Source organism: Demequina rhizosphaerae, from assembly GCF_000971255.1.
GTDB lineage: Bacteria > Actinomycetota > Actinomycetes > Actinomycetales > Demequinaceae > Demequina > Demequina rhizosphaerae.
Genome location: NZ_BBMC01000002.1, coordinates 334,240 through 352,338, shown reverse-complemented (window position 1 = coordinate 352,338; position 18,099 = coordinate 334,240). Strand labels below are relative to the sequence as shown.

At 71.2% G+C, this 18,099-nt stretch carries 18 protein-coding genes and 1 riboswitch; of the genes, 13 read left to right on the top strand and 5 right to left on the bottom strand.

Annotated elements, in window-relative coordinates; translation table 11 throughout:
• Positions 1-21 precede the first annotated feature (21 nt).
• The 4 genes from AOM07_RS01755 to AOM07_RS01740 are packed head-to-tail and all read left to right on the top strand — an operon-like array spanning position 22 to position 3,891.
• Positions 22-1,446: a S1C family serine protease gene (locus AOM07_RS01755; RefSeq protein WP_062310794.1), complete on the top strand. Its 1,425-nt coding sequence runs from the start codon at positions 22-24 to the stop codon at positions 1,444-1,446.
• 5 nt (positions 1,447-1,451) lie between these two features.
• Positions 1,452-1,775 (top strand): twin-arginine translocase TatA/TatE family subunit, encoded by a 324-nt coding sequence (locus tag AOM07_RS01750; protein ID WP_062310792.1) that lies wholly within the window; start codon positions 1,452-1,454, stop codon positions 1,773-1,775.
• 58 nt (positions 1,776-1,833) lie between these two features.
• Complete coding sequence (gene trpS, locus AOM07_RS01745; RefSeq protein ID WP_062310790.1) at positions 1,834-2,841, top strand: tryptophan--tRNA ligase; 1,008 nt, start codon at positions 1,834-1,836, stop codon at positions 2,839-2,841.
• A gap of 24 nt (positions 2,842-2,865) precedes the next feature.
• On the top strand, positions 2,866-3,891 hold the full coding sequence (locus AOM07_RS01740) for a YihY/virulence factor BrkB family protein (RefSeq protein ID WP_062310788.1): 1,026 nt from the start codon (positions 2,866-2,868) through the stop codon (positions 3,889-3,891).
• A 135-nt stretch (positions 3,892-4,026) separates the two neighbouring features.
• Here the strand turns inward: AOM07_RS01740 and AOM07_RS01735 are convergent, their stop codons facing one another.
• The 4 genes from AOM07_RS01735 to sdhC are packed head-to-tail and all read right to left on the bottom strand — an operon-like array spanning position 4,027 to position 7,343.
• Complete coding sequence (locus tag AOM07_RS01735; protein WP_062310786.1) at positions 4,027-4,791, bottom strand: succinate dehydrogenase iron-sulfur subunit; 765 nt, start codon at positions 4,789-4,791, stop codon at positions 4,027-4,029.
• A 1-nt stretch (position 4,792) separates the two neighbouring features.
• Entirely contained in the window at positions 4,793-6,562 is a 1,770-nt protein-coding gene (gene sdhA / locus AOM07_RS01730; protein ID WP_062310784.1) for a succinate dehydrogenase flavoprotein subunit, read from the bottom strand.
• On the bottom strand, positions 6,559-7,008 hold the full coding sequence (locus AOM07_RS01725) for a succinate dehydrogenase hydrophobic membrane anchor subunit (RefSeq protein ID WP_062310782.1): 450 nt from the start codon (positions 7,006-7,008) through the stop codon (positions 6,559-6,561). The genes sdhA and AOM07_RS01725 overlap by 4 nt, the downstream gene beginning before the upstream one ends.
• Complete coding sequence (gene sdhC / locus AOM07_RS01720; protein ID WP_062310780.1) at positions 7,008-7,343, bottom strand: succinate dehydrogenase, cytochrome b556 subunit; 336 nt, start codon at positions 7,341-7,343, stop codon at positions 7,008-7,010. The genes AOM07_RS01725 and sdhC overlap by 1 nt, the downstream gene beginning before the upstream one ends.
• Positions 7,344-7,462: 119 nt before the next feature.
• Here sdhC and AOM07_RS01715 point away from each other — a divergent pair, with 119 nt between their 5' ends.
• The 9 genes from AOM07_RS01715 (at position 7,463) to AOM07_RS01675 (ending at position 17,670) form a co-directional block, all read left to right on the top strand.
• On the top strand, positions 7,463-8,533 hold the full coding sequence (locus AOM07_RS01715) for a mannose-1-phosphate guanylyltransferase (RefSeq protein WP_369401191.1): 1,071 nt from the start codon (positions 7,463-7,465) through the stop codon (positions 8,531-8,533).
• Between the two features lie 127 nt (positions 8,534-8,660).
• Positions 8,661-9,740, top strand: a complete 1,080-nt coding sequence (locus tag AOM07_RS01710; protein WP_062310776.1) for a BMP family lipoprotein — start codon at positions 8,661-8,663, stop codon at positions 9,738-9,740.
• Between the two features lie 107 nt (positions 9,741-9,847).
• Complete coding sequence (locus AOM07_RS01705; protein WP_062310775.1) at positions 9,848-11,365, top strand: ABC transporter ATP-binding protein; 1,518 nt, start codon at positions 9,848-9,850, stop codon at positions 11,363-11,365.
• Positions 11,362-12,588, top strand: coding sequence for an ABC transporter permease (locus AOM07_RS01700; RefSeq protein WP_062310773.1), 1,227 nt, complete (start codon positions 11,362-11,364; stop codon positions 12,586-12,588). Before AOM07_RS01705 ends, AOM07_RS01700 begins: the two co-directional genes overlap by 4 nt.
• Positions 12,585-13,874, top strand: a complete 1,290-nt coding sequence (locus AOM07_RS01695; RefSeq protein ID WP_062310771.1) for an ABC transporter permease — start codon at positions 12,585-12,587, stop codon at positions 13,872-13,874. The genes AOM07_RS01700 and AOM07_RS01695 overlap by 4 nt, the downstream gene beginning before the upstream one ends.
• Positions 13,875-13,878: 4 nt before the next feature.
• Positions 13,879-14,277 (top strand): cytidine deaminase, encoded by a 399-nt coding sequence (locus AOM07_RS01690; protein WP_062310769.1) that lies wholly within the window; start codon positions 13,879-13,881, stop codon positions 14,275-14,277.
• The gene (locus AOM07_RS01685; RefSeq protein WP_062310767.1) at positions 14,277-15,590 is read left to right on the top strand and encodes a thymidine phosphorylase; all 1,314 of its coding nucleotides are present in this window, start codon (positions 14,277-14,279) and stop codon (positions 15,588-15,590) included. Before AOM07_RS01690 ends, AOM07_RS01685 begins: the two co-directional genes overlap by 1 nt.
• A complete protein-coding gene (locus AOM07_RS01680; RefSeq protein ID WP_062310764.1) occupies positions 15,591-16,565 on the top strand; it encodes a hypothetical protein in 975 nt (324 codons plus the stop codon).
• A gap of 34 nt (positions 16,566-16,599) precedes the next feature.
• Positions 16,600-17,670, top strand: a complete 1,071-nt coding sequence (locus tag AOM07_RS01675) for an adenosine deaminase (protein WP_062310762.1) — start codon at positions 16,600-16,602, stop codon at positions 17,668-17,670.
• An 18-nt stretch (positions 17,671-17,688) separates the two neighbouring features.
• Here the strand turns inward: AOM07_RS01675 and AOM07_RS01670 are convergent, their stop codons facing one another.
• Positions 17,689-18,003, bottom strand: a complete 315-nt coding sequence (locus AOM07_RS01670) for a DMT family transporter (RefSeq protein WP_062310760.1) — start codon at positions 18,001-18,003, stop codon at positions 17,689-17,691.
• A gap of 10 nt (positions 18,004-18,013) precedes the next feature.
• Positions 18,014-18,079: riboswitch (guanidine-III (ykkC-III) riboswitch) on the bottom strand.
• Positions 18,080-18,099 lie beyond the last annotated feature (20 nt).

The following is an 18,099-nucleotide window of genomic DNA, read 5'->3' as shown; positions in this document are numbered from 1 at the left end:
CCCCCAGGGAAGAGAACCCTCATGAACGACAACCCCTTCGCGCCTCCGCGCGACGAGTCCGGCTCGCACGGCGAGACGACTGCCACCGACACCGAGGTCTCCACCGTCCGCGTCCACGAGTCCGCGCCGGCCACGAACGACACCGTCGAGCTGCCCCCGGCGATCTCGCCGCAGCCTGCCGCCGGCGAAACCCAGGAGTTCATGCCCCCCGCGGAGCCGCCGGCCGACGTCCCGGTCGCGGCCGCCGCGCCCCAGCCCGGCCGCCTGCGCCGCTCGACCGTCGCGGCGATCGCCGCCGGCGCGCTCGTGCTCGGCCTCGGCGGCGGCCTCGGCGGTGCGTGGGCCTACGACTCCCTCACCGGCGACGACACCGCGGCCGCGTCGACGTCCTCGTCCACCACCGGCTCGACGCTGCCGACGAGCAGCTCGTCGACGATCGCGCGCACCGACGAGAACACCGTCGCGGCCATCGCGTCCGCGGTGATGCCGTCCGTGGTGTCGATCGAGAACATCCAGAACGGCCAGGAGGCCGCCGAGGGCTCCGGCTTCGTCATTCGCGAGGACGGCTACCTGCTCACCAACAACCGCGTGGTCGAGGGCTCGGACAACGACACCGTCACCGTCGTGATGAGCGACGGCACCGAGTACGACGGCGCCGTCGTCGGCGCGACCGCCGACTACGACCTCGCGGTCGTGAAGATCGACAAGGACGGCCTCACGCCGCTCGTGCTGGGCGACTCCGACGAGCTCGTCGTCGGGGACGACGTCATCGCCGTCGGCTCGCCGCTGGGCCTCGAGTCCACGGTGACCACGGGCATCGTCTCCGCGCTGCACCGCCCGGTGACCGCGGGCGACACGTCCTCGACCGCGTTCATCGACGCGATCCAGACGGACGCGGCGATCAACCCCGGCAACTCGGGCGGCCCGCTCATCAACTCCGCCGGCGAGGTCATCGGCATCAACTCGGCCATCGCGTCGCTCGGCACGTCGTCCTCCGAGGCGGGCTCGGTGGGCCTGGGCTTCGCGATCACGTCGAACCAGGCGCGCCGCACTGCCGAGGAGATCATCGCGACCGGCGAGGCGACCTACCCCGTCGTCGGCGTCATGCTCGACTCGACGTACACCGGCGAGGGCGTCAAGGTCGCCGACACGACCAACGCCGTCGCGGCCGGCGGTCCCGCCGCCGAGGCCGGCATCGAGCCCGGCGACGTCATCACCGCGATCGACGGCCGCGTCATCACCCGCAGCGAGGAGCTGATCGTCGCGATCCGCGCCAAGGCCTCCGACGACACGGTGGTGCTCACCGTCGATCGCGACGGGGACACGCAGGACATCTCGGTCACGCTCGTGCCCAACACCGACGTCACCTACCAGGACAGCGGCGAGGAGGACCAGGGCGGTCAGGGCGGCGGTGGCGGCCAGCTCTTCCCGGACCCGTCAGAATAGGGTCCATGTTCGACATCAACGGCGGGGAGCTCCTCATCCTCGTGCTGGTCGCCGTCGTGGTGATCGGCCCCGAGAGGATGCCGGAGTACGCGAAGCAGCTGCGGAACCTCGTCGTGCGCGGACGCGACATGCTCCAGGAGGGCAAGGCCACCCTGAAGAGCGAGGTCGGGGACGAGGTCGACTGGCAGCAGCTCGACCCGCGCCAGTACGACCCCCGTCGCATCGTCCGCGACGCGCTCAACGAGCCGACGCCGCCCTCGGCGGCGTCGGCTCGCCGCGTCACCGAGGCGCCCCCCGGCCAGGCGCCGTTCGACACCGAGGCCACCTGACGCATCGTCCCGCCGCCGGGCGTCCGGGGCACTCCCGGTTGTTTGGAAGAATGGCCGCATGACTCGTGTGTTCTCGGGCATGCAGCCCACCTCCGACTCCCTGCACCTCGGCAACTACCTGGGCGCGCTCGTCGAGTGGGTGAAGCTCCAGGACACGCACGACGCGATCTACTCCGTCGTCGACCTCCACGCGCTCACCACGGGCCCGGACCCCGCGCTGCTGCGGGCGCGCACGCGCCGCACCGCGGCCCAGTACCTCGCGGCCGGCGTCGACCCCGAGCGGTCGCTGTGCTTCGTGCAGTCGCACGTGCCGCAGCACGCGGAGCTCGCGTGGGTGCTGTCGACGTTCACGGGCATGGGCGAGGCGTCGCGCATGACCCAGTTCAAGGACAAGGCCCAGAAGACGGGCGAGTCCGGCGCGAACGTGGGCCTGTTCACGTATCCGATCCTCATGGCCGCGGACATCCTGCTGTACGACACGGACGTCGTGCCGGTGGGCGAGGACCAGCGCCAGCACCTCGAGCTGTCCCGCAACCTCGCCGAGCGCCTCAACACGCGCATGGGCGAGGGCACGGTCGTGGTGCCGGAGCCGCACATCGTCAAGGAGACGGCGAAGATCTACGACCTCGTCGACCCCACGAAGAAGATGTCGAAGTCGACGGGCAACCCCAAGGGCATCATCGAGATGCTCGACGACCCGAAGAAGGTCGCGAAGAACATCAGGTCGGCGACCACGGACTCCGACACCGTCATCGCCTTCGACCGCGAGGCGAAGGCGGGCGTGTCGAACCTCCTCACCATCTACTCGGCGCTCACGGGCAGGTCGGTCGAGACGCTGGTCGCGGAGTACCAGGGGAAGATGTACGGCCACCTCAAGGTCGACCTCGCCGAGGTGGTCGTCGACTACCTCACGCCGTTCCACGATGCCGCGATGGACTGGATCGAGTCGCCCGACAAGCTGGACGCGGTGCTCGCCGACGGCGCCGCCAAGGCCTCGGCGATCGCCCAGGCGACGCTCGACCGCATTTACGACAGACTGGGACTGCTGCCTCCGATGCACCGCTGACCCTCTGACCAGGGAAGGAGCCCCATGTCGACCGACGCCGACCTCAAGGCCAAGGCCAACGAGGCGGTGACGCGCGGCAAGCGGCTCAAGGAATGGTGGGACGGCTCGTCCTGGGGCAGGGGAGCCAAGCGCTTCTCCGTCCAGAACGGCAGCGTGCTCGCGTCGGGCATCGCCTACTTCACGTTGGCCTCGGTCGCCGCGGGACTGGTGGTGGCCACCACCCTGGCGACCGTGTTCCTCGCAGGGAACGAGGAGCTGCGCTCGTCGCTGGTGGACTATCTCGCGGAGGCCGTGCCCGGGCTGATCGCCGAGGACGGTCAGAACGGCATCATCCAGCCCGACGACCTCGGGTCGGGGAGCGCCACCTCGGTCGCGGGGATCATCGGTGTGGTCTCTTTCCTCATCCTCATCAACAGCGCGACGCGCTTCATCCGGGGGCTGCGCACCTCGACGCGTACGATGCTCGGCTCCGAGGTCGCGTCGCCGGTGCTCGGCAAGGTGCGGGACTTCGCGGCGCTGTTCGCGCTGCTGCTCATCGCGCTGGTCGGCGTGACCATCCAGGTGGTCGCATCGAGCGCCGCGCGCACCATCGCCGATGCGGTCGGGCTCGAGGTGCCTGCCTGGGAGATCCGCCTGATCGGCTACTTCGCGGGCGTGGTCGCGGACATGCTGTACGTCGCGCTGGTGCTCCTGCTGCTCGGCGGCGCGCGCATGTCGTGGCGCGTGTTCTGGGTCATCCTGCTCGCCGCGCTCGCGATCGGGGTGCTGCGGCTAGGAGTGTCCCTGGTAGTGCAGGGTGCGGTCGACAGCCCCGTGCTCGCGCCGTTCGCGGCGATCATCACGCTCATGGTGTTCGTCGACTACGTCAACCGGATCATCCTCATGTGCGCCGCGTGGCTCGGCGCGCATCACCGCGAGCATCACGAGGGCCAGATCCACACCGAGAGCCTCGAGCCGGCGACGGTGGTGGTCTCGGGGCGCCGCCGGCTGGGCACTCCGGTGTCGACGGCCCGCGCCATGGTGCGCAACCCGGAGGCCGCCGAGGACTGAGCGTCCTCCCGTGCTCCTCCCGGACGCAACCGGCGTACGCCGCCGGGCTCGCGCGCATCGTGCCTGGTGCCGGAGGTCGAGGTCGGTCCGGTACGCCGGTTGCGTGAGGGCAGGCGGGGGCGGGGCGAGGAGCCCCTAGATCTCGCCGGTGGTGAGCACCTTCTTGACCTCGGAGATCGCCTTGGTCACCTCGATGCCGCGCGGGCAGGCCTCGGTGCAGTTGAACGCCGTGCGGCACTTCCACACGCCGGCCTTGTCGTTGAGGATCTCGAGGCGGTCCCACTGGCCCTCGTCGCGCGAGTCGAAGATGAAGCGGTGGGCGCCCACGATCGCCTGCGGGCCGAAGTACTGGCCGTCGGTCCAGAACACCGGGCAGCTGGTGGTGCAGGCGGCGCACAGGATGCACTTGGTCGTGTCGTCGAAGCGCTGGCGGTCCTCGGGGGACTGGAGGCGCTCGCGGGCGGGGGCGTTCCCGGTGGTGACGAGGAACGGCATGATCTCGCGGTACGACGCGAAGAACGGCTCCATGTCGACGATGAGGTCCTTCTCGACCGGCAGGCCCTTGATGGGCTCGACGATGATCGGCTTCGCCGGGTTGAGGTCCTTGAGCAGCGTCTTGCACGCGAGGCGGTTGCGCGCGTTGATGCGCATCGCGTCGGAGCCGCACACGCCGTGCGCGCACGAGCGGCGGAACGCGAGCGAGCCGTCCTGCTCCCACTTGATCTTGTGGAGCGCGTCGAGCACGCGGTCGGTCGCGTGCGCCTCGACCTGGAACTCCTGCCAGTACGACTCGCCCGGCTTGTGATCGGCCGTGCCCTCCGGGTTGGTGCGGAGGATGCGCAGCGTGACCTGCATGGCCTTGACCTCGCCGACAGCGGGGGACTCGGCGGTCGCCGTCATGTCAGTACTTCCTCTCCATCGGCTGGTACTTGGTCACCACCACGGGCTTGGTGTCGAGCCGCACGCCGTCCTCGGTCGCGTACGCCATCGTGTGGTGCATGAAGTTCTCATCGTCGCGCGTGGGGAAGTCCTCGCGGTAGTGGCCGCCGCGCGACTCCTCGCGTGCGAGCGCCCCCGCGACCACCACCTCGGCGATCTCGAGCAGGAAGCCCAGCTCGACGGCCTCGAGGAGGTCGGTGTTGAAGCGCCGTCCGCGGTCGTGGATCGCGACGTCCTTGAACCGCTCCTTGAGCTCGGCGACCACGCGCTGGGCCTCCTCGAGCGAGGTCGCGTCGCGGAACACCTGGACGTTGCGGTCCATCGTCTCCTGGAGGGCCTTGCGGACGTCGGCCACGCGCTCCGTGCCGGTGCCGCCCACCGTCGCGAGGAGGCGGGTGACGACGGCCTCGACCCGGGCCGCCGCATCGTCCCGCAGGACGGGCGCCTCGTCGAGGCCGGCCGCGTACTCGGCGGCCGCGATGCCGGCGCGGCGGCCGAACACGTTGATGTCGAGCAGCGAGTTGGTGCCCAGGCGGTTGGCGCCGTGCACGGACACGCACGCGCACTCGCCGGCGGCGTAGAGGCCCTTGACGGTGTCCGTGTTGTTGCGCAGCACCTCGCCGCGGACGGTGGTGGGGATGCCGCCCATCGCGTAGTGCGCCGTGGGGTAGACGGGCACCGGCTCGGTGTAGGGCTCGACGCCCAGGTAGGTGCGCGCGAACTCGGTGATGTCCGGCAGCTTCTCGTCGATGTGGGCCGGCTCGAGGTGGGTGAGGTCGAGCAGCACGTAGTCCTTGTGGGGACCCGCGCCGCGGCCCTCGCGCACCTCGTTGGCCATCGCGCGGGCGACCATGTCGCGGGGCGCGAGGTCCTTGATGGTGGGCGCGTAGCGCTCCATGAAGCGCTCGCCTTCGGAGTTGCGCAGGATGCCGCCCTCGCCGCGCGCGGCCTCGGACAGCAGGATGCCCAGGCCCGCGAGGCCCGTCGGGTGGAACTGGAAGAACTCCATGTCCTCGAGCGGGAGGCCGGCGTTGAGGGCGATGCCCATGCCGTCGCCCGTGAGGGTGTGCGCGTTCGAGGTGGTCTTGAAGACCTTGCCGGCGCCGCCGGTCGCGAACACGACCGACTTGGCGCGGAACGTGTGGATGTCGCCGGTCGACAGCTCGAGCGCGACCACGCCCGCGACCGCGACCTCCTCGCCCGGCGCCGCGGCCTGCGGGTCCTGGTCGAGGATGAGGTCGAGCACGTAGTACTCGTTGAAGAACTCGACCTCCTGCTTGATGCACTGCTGGTACAGCGTCTGCAGGATCATGTGGCCCGTGCGGTCCGCGGAGTAGCAGGCGCGACGCACCGCGGCCTCGCCGTGGTTGCGCGTGTGGCCACCGAAGCGGCGCTGGTCCACCTTGCCGTCGGGCGTGCGGTTGAAGGGCAGGCCCATCTTCTCGAGGTCGAGCACCGCGTCGATCGCCTCGTGGCAGAGGATCTCCGCCGCGTCCTGGTCGACCAGGTAGTCGCCGCCCTTGATGGTGTCGAAGACGTGCCACTCGGCGCTGTCGTCCTCGACGTTGGCGAGCGCCGCGGCCATGCCGCCCTGCGCCGCGCCGGTGTGGGAGCGGGTCGGGTAGAGCTTCGTGAGGACGGCGGTTCGCGCGCGCTGCGAGCTCTCGAGGGCCGCGCGCATGCCGGCGCCGCCGGCGCCGACGATGACGACGTCGTACTCGTGGTGGGTCATCGGACATCCTCACAGAAGCTGGGGAGCAGGGACGGGTCGGCGTCGACCGGGCACGCGTCGAAGGTGAAGATCACGAGCGAGCCGAGCACGATGATGCCGATCACCGCGACGCCGAGCGCCCCGTGGAGCACCTTCCGCAGCCACGGGCGCTGCGCGTAGTCGTTGACGAGCAGGCGCATGCCGTTGCCGCCGTGCAGCAGCGCGAGCACGAGCATGACGAGGTCCCAGACCTGCCACAGCGGCGACGCCCACTTGCCGGCCACGAAGGCGAAGTCGATCTGGCTGATGCCGTCGCCCGTCATGAGGTTGATGAAGAGGTGGGTGAGGATGAGGACGAGCAGCACCGGGCCGGTGACGCGCATGAACACCCACGACCACTTCTCGGCGTTGTGGCGGGTGCGGCCGGACGGGACGCGCGGCGGGCGCGTGGGGGACTGCGCGGTCATCACGCACCTCCGAAGACGTGGCCGAGGTGGCGCCACAGGAACGGCACCATGAGCACCGCGAACGCGATCCACACGGCCCACACGAGCTGGCGCTGGTGGCGCAGGGCCCACGTCGACCGGTCGACGGCGATGATGCGGATGCCGTTGAAGGCGTGCAGCAGGATCGCGGCGACGAGGCCGGCCTCGACGAGCCCGTACAGCGGCGTCTTGTAGCTCCCGATGACCTCGTTGTACGCCTCGGGGGACACCCGCACGAGCGAGGTGTCCAGGACGTGGACGAGCAGGAAGAAGAAGATGGCCACGCCGGTGACACGGTGGACCACCCACATCCACATGCCCTCGTGGCCTCGGTACAACGTCGTCGGTGACACGGGTCTCCTCACAGCACTTCTCCGGGCTTGACGGCCATCCTAGTGTGGTCGCCATGAGGGCTGAGAACACCAACGCGCGAATCGTGTCCGATCTCGTAGACGATCTGATCACCGTGATCCCCGCGGGCGGAGTGGGGTCCCGCCTGTGGCCGCTGTCGCAGCCCCACCGGCCCAAGTTCCTGCTCGACCTGCTCGGCACCGGAGCGACGCTCATCCAGGAGACGGTCGCGCGCGTGAGCCCCCTGTCGGAGCGCGTGATGATCGTGACGGGCGAGCGGCACGCCGATGCGGTCGCCGCCCAGGTGCCCGACGTGCCGGCCGCCAACCTCGTCACCGAGCCCAGCCCGCGCGACTCGATGGCCGCCATCGCGCTCGCGGCCGCGCTCATCGAGAAGCGCTGGGGAGCGGCCGTGATGGCCTCGTTCGCGGCGGACCACCTCATCCCCGACGGCGACGCGTTCCGCGCCACCGTGCGCGAGGCGGCCCGCGTCGCCCGCGACGGCAAGGTCGTCGTCATCGGCATCGAGCCGACCGAGCCGTCCACCGCCTTCGGCTACATCGAGATGGGCGCCCCGCTGTCGGGCGAGGCCCGCGAGGTCGCCGCCTTCACCGAGAAGCCCGACGCCGAGACTGCCGCAGGCATGCTCGCGCGCGGCGGCTACGCCTGGAACGCGGGCATGTTCGTGATGCGCACCGACGTGCTGCTCGGCCACCTCGACCGCCTGCAGCCGACCCTCGCCGCGGGCGTCCGCGAGATCGCCGAGGCGTGGGACGGGCCCGAGCGCGCCGAGGTCCTCGCCCGCGTGTGGCCCACGCTCACCAAGATCGCGATCGACCACGCGATCGCGGAGCCCGTCGCCGCGGCCGGCGGCGTCGCCGTGGTCCCCGGCGCGTTCGAGTGGCACGACGTCGGCGACTTCGACTCGCTCGCCGAGCTCTCGGGCGCCGAGGACGGCACCGTGGCCATCGGCCGCGACCTCCCGGTCGCGACCGTCGCCGCGCGCGGCCCCCTCGTCGTGGGCGGCACCAAGCCGGTCGTCGTCGTGGGCGTGGACGATGCGGTGGTGGTCGAGTCCGACGAGGCCATCCTCGTGACCGTGCGATCCGCCGCGCAGCGCGTGAAGGACGCCGCCGCGGCGCTCGCCGAGTCCTGAAACATCACGGAATCGTTGCGAAGGCGCAACGTGCAGGCGACCGTTCGTAACATAGACGCCCGTACGATGACCCCGTACTACTCCCGCCCGGTGGCAGCCGGGCATGACAGCTAAGGGAAGACACCTGATGAAGAACACCATCCGTGTGGGTGCGGTCGCCGCGATCTCGGCGCTCGCCCTGGCCGCCTGTGCGTCCGCCCCCGAGGAGGAGACCTCCTCGTCGGCCACCGCCGACACCGGCGCCCCCGCCGAGACCGTCGACTTCAAGGCCTGCATGGTCTCCGACTCGGGCGGCTTCGACGACCAGTCGTTCAACCAGTCCGGCTACGAGGGCCTGACCCGCGCGGAGTCGGAGCTCGGCATCGAGATCGCCTCGGCCGAGTCCTCCACCGAGGCCGACTTCGGCCCGAACATCGAGGCCCAGGTCGCCGCCGGCTGCGACCTCATCATCACCGTCGGCTTCCTGCTCTCGCAGGCGACCGTGGACGCGGCGCTCGCGAACCCGGACGTCCACTTCGCGATCATCGACGACCTCGCGGACAACGACTTCGACGGCGAGATCGACGCCCCGAACATCAAGCCGATCACCTTCGAGACCGACGAGGCCTCGTTCCTCGCGGGCTACGCCGCGTCCAGCGTGACCGGCGGCACCATCTCGACCTTCGGCGGCATGAACATCCCGTCGGTCACCATCTTCATGGACGGCTACCTCGCCGGCGCGAACTACTACAACGACACCAACTCGGCCGACGTCAAGGTCCTCGGCTGGGACGGCACCGACGGCCAGTTCACCGGTGACTTCTCCGACCAGGCCAAGGGCAAGAACGTCACCGAGACGTTCCTGGACCAGGGCGCCGACATCGTCATGCCCGTCGCGGGCCCCGTGGGCCTCGGCGCCGCGGCCGCTGTCGAGTCCGCCGGTGACGCGTGGCTGATCGGTGTGGACTCCGACTGGACCCTCACCACCGACTACGCCGACATCATCTTCACCTCGGTGCTGAAGAACATCGGCAACTCGGTCTTCGACACGATCTCCGAGACCATCGACGCGGGCTTCTCGACCGAGCCCTACGTCGGCACGCTCGAGAACGAGGGCGTGGGCGTCGCGGACTTCGCCGAGGGCACCGTGTCCGACGCGGTCCTCACCGAGCTCGACACGATCAAGGCCGGCATCATCGACGGCTCGATCTCGGTCGACCTCTCCTAAAGAACCACCAGCGCGGGGGCGCGCCACGGGCCTGGCCTGTGGCGCGCCCCTTGCCGTCTCCGCTAGTAGGCTCGGTTGAGTCCGGGCAAAGACGTGGGAGGACCCCTGTGAAACTCGAGCTCCGCGGTATCACCAAGCGCTTCGGAGACTTCACCGCGAACGACCGGATCGACCTCGTGGTCGAGCCCGGAACCGTCCACGCCCTCCTGGGCGAGAACGGCGCCGGCAAGTCGACGCTCATGAACGTGCTGTTCGGCCTGTACGACGCCGACGAGGGCGAGGTGCTGCTCGACGACGAGCCGGTCGTCTTCGACGGCCCGGGCGATGCCATGGCGGCCGGCATCGGCATGGTGCACCAGCACTTCATGCTCGTGCACCCGTTCACCGTCGCCGAGAACGTGATGCTCGGCCACGAGGACGTGCGCGGACCCGCGAAGCTCCTCGACGTCGAGGCGGCCCGCGCGAAGGTCCGCGAGATCTCCGAGCGCTTCAACTTCAACGTCGACCCCGACGCCGTCATCGAGGACCTCCCGGTGGGCGCGCAGCAGCGGGTCGAGATCATCAAGGCGCTGTCGCGCGACGCGTCGCTGCTGATCCTGGACGAGCCCACCGCCGTGCTCACGCCCCAGGAGACCGACGAGCTGCTCGGCATCGTCAAGGACCTCCGCGACGCCGGCACGGCCGTCGTGCTCATCACCCACAAGCTCCGCGAGGTGCAGGCCGTCGCCGACACGATCACCGTGATCCGTCGCGGCAAGGTCGTGGGCACCGCCGAGCCGACGGCCTCGCAGGAGGAGCTCGCCTCGCTCATGGTCGGCCGCGCCGTCACGATGCGCGTGGACAAGGAGCCCGCGAAGCCCGGCGAGACGATGCTCGAGGTCGACGGCCTCACCGTGGTCGACGCCGCGGGCATCGTCCAGCTCGACGACGTCTCCTTCGAGGTCAAGGCGGGCGAGATCCTCGCGATCGCCGGCGTCCAGGGCAACGGCCAGACCGAGCTCACGGAGGCGCTCCTCGGCGTGGTGCCGACCGACGCGGGCAACGCCACGCTCGACGGCGAGGTCATCACCGGCCGCACGATCAAGGAGGTGCTGCACTCCGGCATCGGCTTCGTCCCGGAGGACCGCACCGAGGACGGCATCGTCGCGAGCATGACGATCGCGAACAACCTCATCCTCGACGTGCACGACAAGGCCCCCTACGCCAAGGGCGGTGCCCTGCAGCCCAAGGTGATCGCCGACGAGGCGCGCAAGCACGTCGAGCAGTTCGACGTCCGCGCGACCGGCATCGACCAGACCACCGGCTCGCTGTCGGGCGGCAACCAGCAGAAGGTGGTGCTCGCGCGCGAGCTGTCCCGCCCGCTCAAGCTGCTCATCGCCTCGAACCCGACCCGCGGCCTGGACGTCGGGTCGATCGAGTTCGTCCACAAGCGCATCGTCGCCGAGCGCGACTCCGGCGCCGCCGTCATCATCGTGAGCGCCGAGCTCGACGAGGTGGTCGCGCTCGCCGACCGCATCGCGGTCATGTACCACGGCCGGATCGTCGGCATCGTGCCGCCGGACACCGACCGCGACACGCTCGGCCTCATGATGGCCGGCGCCCACGACGAGGAGGAGGCGGCGTGAGCGCCGACAGCCAGACCACCGAGGACCGGCCCGACGAGGGTGCCCCGCCGGAGGACCGCTGGCGCCGCGCGCTGAGGGAGATCGTCGAGAGCTCGTCCATGGTCGTCTTCATGGCGATCGTCGCGTCGATGATCATCGGCGGCGTGCTCATCATCTTCGCGGACGAGGCGGTCCGCGAGTCCGCCGCGTACTTCTTCTCGCGTCCGGGCGACACCTTCTCCGCGATCGGCGACGCCCTCGGATCCGCGTACTCCTCGATGTTCAACGGCGCCGTCCTCAACCTCGAGGCCTCGTCCTTCGCGGGCGTCATCAAGCCGCTCACCCAGACGCTCACCATGGCGACGCCCCTGATCTTCGCGGGTCTCGGCCTCGGCATCGGCTTCCGCGCGGGCCTGTTCAACATCGGTGCCCAGGGCCAGCTGCTCATGGGCGCCACCTTCGGGGCCTACATCGGCTTCGCGTTCAGCCTCCCCGCCGGCCTCCACCTGCTGCTCGCCGTGATCGGCTGCGCGGTCGGCGGCGCCCTGTGGGGCTTCATCCCCGGCATCCTCAAGGCCAAGCGCGGCGCGCACGAGGTGATCGTCACGATCATGCTCAACTACGTCGCGCTGTACCTCGTGGCATGGCTGCTGTCGCTCGATGCCTTCCAGCGCGAGGGCAGCGACAACCCCATCTCGCCTTTCGTCGCCGAGACGGCGCAGTACCCGAAGATCCTCGGGGTGCAGTTCAACCTGCACCTCGGCTTCCTTCTCGCGCTCGCGTGCGCGTGGGGCGCGTGGTGGCTGATGGAGCGCTCGACCCTCGGCTTCCGCCTGCGCGCCGTGGGCGCCAACCCGAGCGCGGCGCGCACGGCGGGCATGAACATCGGCACCGCGACGATCATCACGATGGTGATCGCCGGTGGTCTCGCGGGCCTCGCGGGCTCCGCTCCGGTGCTCGGCACCCAGAAGTTCCTCACGGATGCGGTCGCGGGAACGCTCGGCTTCGACGCGATCACGGTCGCGCTGCTCGGCCGCTCCCGGCCGCTCGGCATCGTGCTCGCCGCGATCCTGTTCGGCGGCCTCCAGGCCTCCGGCCCGTCGCTCCAGGTCAACGCCGGCCTCCCGGTCGACATCGTCGTCGTGATCCAGGCGCTCATCGTGCTGTTCATCGCGGCGCCGCCCCTGGTCCGCGCAATGTTCCGGTTGCCCGCCCCCGCCCACGAGAAGGAGGTGGCGGCATGACCGCGACCGTCGCCGACGCCCCCGCCGCCCCGGTGTCGGGTGCCCCCATCCCGCCCAAGAAGTGGGGCGCCGCGATCGCCCTCGGCGTGATCGCGCTGCTGTCGCTGATCTTCTTCGGCTTCGGCACGCCGGCCGGCTCGACCACGAGGTTCGTGATCGCGCGCAAGACGGACTTCATCCAGCTGCCGAGCCTCACGGTGCCGTCGGAGCTCGCGGCGATCCTGCTGTCGCTCGTCGGCCTCGCGCTCGCCGGCTGGGTCGCGTACCGCGCGAACCAGCGTCGCAAGGTCGGGATCTGGCTGCCCATCGTCTACGGCATGGCGATCATGGGCGCGCTGCTCACGTGGGCGGGCGCCGGCCGCGAGGCCACCAGCATCCAGCTGACCGGCCTGCTCACCAGCTCGCTTTTCCTCGCCGTGCCGCTCGTCTTCGGCGCCCTCGCCGGCACGCTCTGCGAGCGCTCCGGCATCATCAACATCGCGATCGAGGGCCAGCTGCTCGCCGGCGCCTTCCTCGCGGCGCTCATCGGCTCGATGGCCGGCAACGCGTACGCGGGCCTCATCGCGGCGCCCGTCGCGGGCGCCCTGGTCGGCCTGCTGCTGGCGATCTTCGCCACCAAGTACTGGGTCAACCAGATCGTCGTCGGCGTGGTGCTCAACATGCTTGTCGTCGGCCTCACCGGCTTCTTCTTCAGCACGCTGATGAGCGACGACCCGTCGCTCAACCAGCCGATCGGCCTCGAGAAGCTGCCGATCCCGCTGCTGTCGAAGATCCCGGTCCTCGGCCCGGTGCTCTTCAACCAGAACCTGCTGGTCTACATCCTGTACGTCGCCGTCGCGGTGCTGCAGATCATGCTCTTCAAGTCCCGCTGGGGCCTGCGCGTGCGCGCCGTCGGCGAGCACCCCAAGGCCGCGGACACCGTGGGCATCCAGGTCAACCGCACCCGCATCCGCAACACTGTGCTGGGCGGCGCGGTCGCCGGCCTCGGCGGCGCGTTCTTCACGGTCGCGTCGGGCCTCGCGTTCGGCAAGGAGATGACGGCCGGCAAGGGCTATATCGCGCTGGCCGCGATGATCCTCGGCCGGTGGAGCCCGCGCGGCGCGCTCGCCGCGGCGCTGCTCTTCGGCTTCGCGGACGCGCTGCGCGTGCAGCTGGGCGCGATCGGCTCCCCGATCCCGTCGCAGTTCCTCGCCATGACCCCGTACCTCGCGACCATCTTCGCCGTCGCCGGCCTCGTGGGTCACGCCCGCCCGCCGGCCTCCGAGGGCATCCCCTACAAGAAGTAGGACGATGACCGACGTCGACTGGGAGCTCCTCCGCGCCAAGGCGCGCGAGGCGAGCGAGCGGGCCTACGTGCCCTACTCGAAGTACCGGGTGGGCGCCGCGGCGCTCACCGACACCGGGCAGGTGGTGACCGGCGCCAACGTCGAGAACGCCAGCTACGGGCTCACGCTGTGCGCCGAGTGCGCGCTCGTGTCGAAGCTGCACACGGACGCCCTGGGCAGGCGCCTCGTCGCGTTCGCGTGCGTCGACGCGGCGGGCGCGCCGCTCCAGCCGTGCGGCCGCTGCCGGCAGCTGCTGTACGAGTTCGGCGGCCCCGCCCTGCTCATCGACGGGCCCGAGGGCACCCTCACCCTGGACGATCTTCTTCCGTGGGCCTTCGGGCCCCAGCACCTCGAGGAGGGCTGATGGCCGAGCGCCACGACGCCGTCGACGTCATCCGCGTCAAGCGGGACGGCGGCACCCTGACCGACGACCAGATCGACTGGGTGGTCGACGCCTACACGCGCGGCGCGGTCGCGGACGAGCAGATGAGCTCGCTCGCGATGGCGATCCTCCAGCGCGGCATGAGCCGCGCCGAGATCGCGCGCTGGACCCAGGCGATGATCGACACGGGGGAGCGGCTCGACTTCTCGTCGCTGTCCCGCCCCACCGCGGACAAGCACTCCACCGGCGGCGTGGGCGACAAGATCACGCTGCCGCTCGCCCCGCTCGTCGCGGCGTGCGGCGTCGCGGTGCCGCAACTGTCCGGGCGCGGCCTCGGCCACACGGGCGGCACCCTCGACAAGCTCGAGTCGATCCCCGGCTGGCGCGCCGCGCTCTCGAACGAGGAGATGCTGGCGCAGCTCGAGGACGTCGGCGCGGTCATCTGCGCGGCCGGCTCGGGCCTCGCCCCCGCGGACAAGAAGCTCTACGCGCTGCGCGACGTCACCGGGACGGTCGAGGCCATCCCGCTCATCGCCTCGTCCATCATGAGCAAGAAGATCGCCGAGGGCACGGGCGTGCTCGTGCTCGACGTCAAGGTCGGCACCGGCGCGTTCATGAAGGACCTCGACCAGGCGCTCGAGCTCGCGCGCACCATGGTCGACCTGGGCACCGACGCGGGCGTGGTGACCTCCGCGCTGCTCACGGACATGTCGACCCCGCTGGGCCGCGGCATCGGCAACGGCCTCGAGGTCACCGAGTCCGTCGACGTGCTCGCGGGCGGCGGCCCCGACGACGTCGTCGAGCTCACGCTCGCCCTCGCGCGCGAGATGCTCGCCGGCGCGGGCGTCACCGACGTCGACCCGGCCGATGCGCTCAAGGACGGCCGCGCGATGGACGCGTGGCGGCGCATGATCGCCGCGCAGGGCGGCGACCCGGACGCGCCGATGCCGGACGCGCCGCACGTCGAGGAGGTGCGCGCCGACCGCGACGGCGTCATCACCCGCATGGACGCCATGGGCGTCGGCGTCGCGGCGTGGCGCCTGGGCGCCGGCCGCGCGCGCAAGGAGGACCCCGTGCAGGCGTCCGCGGGCGTGTACCTGCACAAGGTCGTCGGCGACGAGGTGCGCGCCGGGGACGTCGTCATGACCCTCCACACGGAGACCGAGGACCGCATGCCCCGCGGCCTGGCCGCGCTGGCCGAGGCCTGCGGCGGCGACGGCACGCTCGACATCACCCCGGGCGGGTCGGTCGAGCGCAGCATCATCCTCGACGCCGTCGGCGCGCACACCCGCTAGATGGCCTGGACGCTCACCGCCGTGGCGGCCCGCGCGGCGGGCCTGCTCGGGCTGTCCGAGCGGCGCCCGCCCGAGGACGTCGCCGCCCTCGAGGGGCTGTTCGAGCGCGCCTTCCAGCGCGCCGTCGACCGCGCCTCCGCCGCCGACGCCAAGGCGCTCGAGGTTTCACGCGACCAGATGGCGGACGATGCGCCGGTCCTGCACCGCGCGGTCGCCTCCGGGGCGCCCATCCCCGCCGTCGCGGCGCTCGCCGCCGCGTGGGACGGGCTGGGGGAGGAGACGCGGCGCATCGTCGCCCATCCGCAGGGCGAGTCGACCGGCGCGCTCGAGTGGGGCGGCGTCCGCGCGCGCCAGGTGGACCAGACGACGTGCGGCGCCGCGACGATGGCCGTCATGCTCATGGTCGGCGACCCGTTCGTCGCGCTGTGGATCGCGACCGGCCGCGCGCTGGCCGGGTACGAGCCGTCCGAGGCGCTCCACGCCGAGGCCGAGGGCTTCGAGACCCTCACGATCGAGGAGCGCTGGCACGCGCTGCAGCGGGTCATCCACGCGCAGACGACCGCCTCGGCGGTCGGGCCCGTCGCGTGGCCGCGCTCGCTCGGGACACCCCCGTGGAAGGTCGACGACTCGACGCGCTTCGCGGGCCTGCTCTTCCGCGGCTCGCTGGTCGACGACTCGTCGCCGGAGGCGCTCGCACCGCTGCTCGCGCACGCGCGGCGCGCGCTCGGCGACGGCATCCCGGTGCCGATGTTCACGGCGGGCGACTCGTCGCTCGGGCTCGACTCCGTGATCCCGCGGCACGTCGTGCTGCTCGTCGCGGACACCGGCGACGGCTTCCGCGTCTACGAGCCGAGCGCGGGCGCGGTGCTGCCCCTCGCCGACGCCGACCTGCGGCCCGACGCGGGCCGGCTGCCCGCCCTCGGGCACTGGTCGCGCGCCGCGTGGCTGGTGCTGCCGGTGCCGCGGCGCTCGTGACGCGCGGCCCGCATCGCGCGGCTAGCCTGGCCTCATGACTCTCAGCACCGAGGACATCCTCGCCCTGCCCAAGGTCGTGCTCCACGACCACCTCGACGGTGGCCTCCGTCCCGCGACGCTCATCGAGCTCGCCGGCGAGATCGGGCACGAGCTGCCGTCGACCGACCCGGCCGAGCTCGCGGAGATCTTCGCGACGAACGCGAACTCCGGCGACCTGGTGCGCTATCTCGAGGCCTTCGCCCACACCACCGCGGTCATGCAGACCGCCGCCAACCTCACCCGCGTCGCGCGCGAGGCCGTGCTCGACCTCGCCGCGGACGGCGTCATCTACGCCGAGCTGCGCTACGCGCCCGAGCAGCACGTCTCCGGCGGGCTGTCGCTCCAGGAGGTCGTCGAGGCCGTCCAGGCCGGCATCGAGGAGGGCGTCTCCGCCGCGCTCGAGGCGGGCTTCGCGATCCGCGCGACCGCGATCCTCGACGCGATGCGCCACCTCGACCGCTCGCTCGAGATCGCGCAGCTCGCGCTCGACAACCGTGGAACGTGCTGCGTGGGCTTCGACATCGCGGGCCCGGAGCTCGGCTTCCCGGCCGCGAACCACCGCGAGGCCTTCCAGCTGCTGCGCGAGCACCACATGCCCGTCACCATCCACGCGGGCGAGGCCGACGGCGCCGCCTCGGTGGGCGAGGCCATCGGCCTGGGCTCGGCCCGCCGCGTCGGCCATGGCGTGCGCATCCACGAGGACATCGACGGCTTCGGCGGCGAGGAGCTCGTCCTCGGCGTCATCGCGCAGCACGCGCTCGACATGCAGATCCCGCTCGAGTGCTGCCCGACCTCGAACGTCCAGACGGCCGCCGCATCGTCCATCGCGGACCACCCCATGCACGAGCTGCGGAACCTGGGCTTCGCGGTCACCGTCAACACCGACAACCGCCTGGTGTCGGGCGTGACGATGTCGTCGGAGTTCGCGGCGCTGGCCGAGGTGGGCTGGACCAAGGAGGACCTGTTCGAGGCGACCCTCGCCGCCGCGTGGGGTGCGTTCCTGCCCTACGACGAGAAGGCGGACCTCGCCGAGCTCGTGATCGAGGGCTACGGCATCGACCTGTGACGCCGGCCGTCGTGGGCCTCAGTGCGCGAGCTTGAGGCCCACGACGCAGCCGACGATGCCGAGGATGAGGACGATGCGCAACAGGCTTGCGCTCTCGGCGCCCGTGGCCATCGCGTAGCCGACCGTCAGCGCGGCGCCGATGCCGACCCACACCGCGTAGGCCGTGCCGACAGGCAGGCCCCGCATCGCGTACGCGAGGCCGCCCATGCTCGCGGCGAGCGCGACCCCGAAGACGACGGTGGGCCCGAGGCGGGTGAAGCCCTCGCTGCGGCCGAGCGCGGTCGCCCAGACGGCCTCGAGGATCCCGGACAGGACGAGGATGATCCATGACATGGCGTGCTCCCGTGTGACGTCTTGTCGCAAGGCCGGGTACGTCACCCTCGTCCGGGAGCCGCGGATCGGGCTCTGGCCCGAGGGTCTCACGCCCCC